The organism is Mesobacillus selenatarsenatis SF-1, assembly GCF_000813125.1.
GTDB lineage: Bacteria > Bacillota > Bacilli > Bacillales > Cytobacillaceae > Mesobacillus > Mesobacillus selenatarsenatis.
The window spans coordinates 1-1,792 of the sequence record NZ_BASE01000096.1 but is presented as its reverse complement, the minus strand read 5'-3'; the positions used below and the strand labels follow the sequence as shown (position 1 = coordinate 1,792).

Sequence of the window (1,792 nt, the reverse complement as noted above, 5' to 3'; positions counted from 1 at the left end):
TTTCCTCTTGAAAAATGCATAAAAGACAGTATAATAAATATTGTTCTTGAAAAATTGTCTGGTGGCGATGGCGAGAAGGTCACACCCGTTCCCATACCGAACACGGAAGTTAAGCTTCTCAGCGCCGATGGTAGTTGGGGGTTTCCCCCTGTGAGAGTAGGACGCCGCCGGGCAATTATGCTTTTTCATCTTAGACAACTTCTAAGATGAGGCAAACGAATCATCTGCAAGAGTTATGTTAAATTACCATTATTCCGCAGTAGCTCAGTGGTAGAGCACTCGGCTGTTAACCGAGCGGTCGTAGGTTCGAATCCTACCTGCGGAGCCATTATCTCTAATGACGAAAGTCATTTGAGCTGGCAGCAAAATGCTTCCATAGCTCAGCAGGTAGAGCACTTCCATGGTAAGGAAGAGGTCAGCGGTTCGAGCCCGCTTGGAAGCTCTGAATATATTATTATATGGCCCCTTGGTCAAGCGGTTAAGACACCGCCCTTTCACGGCGGTAACACGGGTTCGAATCCCGTAGGGGTCACCAAGTTCATTTTACGCTAGTGATAAAAACATCAGCGAATAAAATTATGGAGGATTAGCTCAGCTGGGAGAGCATCTGCCTTACAAGCAGAGGGTCGGCGGTTCGATCCCGTCATCCTCCACCATGATTTTTCACGCAGTGAAAACAATCTTCATTAACTTGCCGGTGTAGCTCAATTGGTAGAGCAACTGACTTGTAATCAGTAGGTTGGGGGTTCAAGTCCTCTTGCCGGCACCTTCTTTCTAATTTCCCTGAATTATCTTCAGCGGAAAGATGCGAGAAATCCCGAAGGGATTTTGAGCATGTACCAAGTTAGGAAGTTTCATTATGTGGAGGGGTAGCGAAGTGGCTAAACGCGGCGGACTGTAAATCCGCTCCCTCAGGGTTCGGCGGTTCGAATCCGTCCCCCTCCACCATTTTAATACATATTAAAATTGGACAAGCTACTAATGTCCTTTTTATTTTTTCATTGGGCTATAGCCAAGCGGTAAGGCAACGGACTTTGACTCCGTCATGCGTTGGTTCGAATCCAGCTAGCCCAGCCATTAACGAGCCATTAGCTCAGTCGGTAGAGCATCTGACTTTTAATCAGAGGGTCGAAGGTTCGAGTCCTTCATGGCTCACTCATGTTAAGACCCCTAAGAATGAACTTAATCCTTTATTTTTAGGGGTTTTATCTATTATAATAAAATCATGCGGAAGTAGTTCAGTGGTAGAATACAACCTTGCCAAGGTTGGGGTCGCGGGTTCGAATCCCGTCTTCCGCTCCAAATGGGGCCTTAGCTCAGCTGGGAGAGCGCCTGCCTTGCACGCAGGAGGTCAGCGGTTCGATCCCGCTAGGCTCCACCATCACACTACATAAATAACATTTCAGCCATAACTCCAACTGGGTTTATGGCTTTTTTTATTATTCCTCCAACAGTTTGGTTGATTTTTGCCCTCCTATGACAGGGATATCAGTAATGGGTCAGTGTTCAGACACCATGGCAGGAGAAAGGGCTAAAGGTTTCAAGAAGCCAGTGTCATTGTGACAGGTTTTAGGTAGTAGAGCTCGAAGCTGTCAAGAAAAAGCCGTTATTGTGACAGGTTTAAGCTAATGGAGCACAAAGCTGTCAAGAAAAAGCAATAAGTATGACAGGTTTCAGATAGTAGAGCCCAAAGCTGTCAAGAAAGTGCTGTTATTATGACAGGTTTCAGGTAGCGGAGCCCAAAGCTGTCAAGAAAAAGCCGTTATTGTGACAGGTTTAAGCTAATGGAGCA

Annotated in this window: 10 tRNA genes and 1 rRNA gene; all 11 read left to right on the top strand. The window is 46.1% G+C overall.

Going from position 1 to position 1,792, the window contains the following annotated elements:
* The first annotated feature begins 57 nt into the window (after positions 1–57).
* The 11 genes from rrf (at position 58) to TY49_RS18915 (ending at position 1,381) form a co-directional block, all read left to right on the top strand.
* Positions 58–173: ribosomal RNA gene (gene rrf / locus TY49_RS18965) — 5S ribosomal RNA — on the top strand.
* A gap of 80 nt (positions 174–253) precedes the next feature.
* Positions 254–328, top strand: a tRNA-Asn gene (locus TY49_RS18960).
* Positions 329–369: 41 nt separating this feature from the next.
* A tRNA-Thr gene (locus tag TY49_RS18955) sits at positions 370–442 on the top strand.
* Between the two features lie 18 nt (positions 443–460).
* Positions 461–535: transfer RNA gene (locus tag TY49_RS18950), tRNA-Glu, on the top strand.
* A 45-nt stretch (positions 536–580) separates the two neighbouring features.
* Positions 581–656: transfer RNA gene (locus TY49_RS18945), tRNA-Val, on the top strand.
* A gap of 37 nt (positions 657–693) precedes the next feature.
* Positions 694–766, top strand: a tRNA-Thr gene (locus TY49_RS18940).
* 97 nt (positions 767–863) lie between these two features.
* A tRNA-Tyr gene (locus TY49_RS18935) sits at positions 864–948 on the top strand.
* A 54-nt stretch (positions 949–1,002) separates the two neighbouring features.
* A tRNA-Gln gene (locus TY49_RS18930) sits at positions 1,003–1,077 on the top strand.
* Positions 1,078–1,082: 5 nt separating this feature from the next.
* Positions 1,083–1,155, top strand: a tRNA-Lys gene (locus TY49_RS18925).
* A 72-nt stretch (positions 1,156–1,227) separates the two neighbouring features.
* A tRNA-Gly gene (locus TY49_RS18920) sits at positions 1,228–1,302 on the top strand.
* A gap of 3 nt (positions 1,303–1,305) precedes the next feature.
* Positions 1,306–1,381 (top strand) — tRNA-Ala (locus TY49_RS18915).
* The last annotated feature ends 411 nt before the right edge of the window (positions 1,382–1,792 follow it).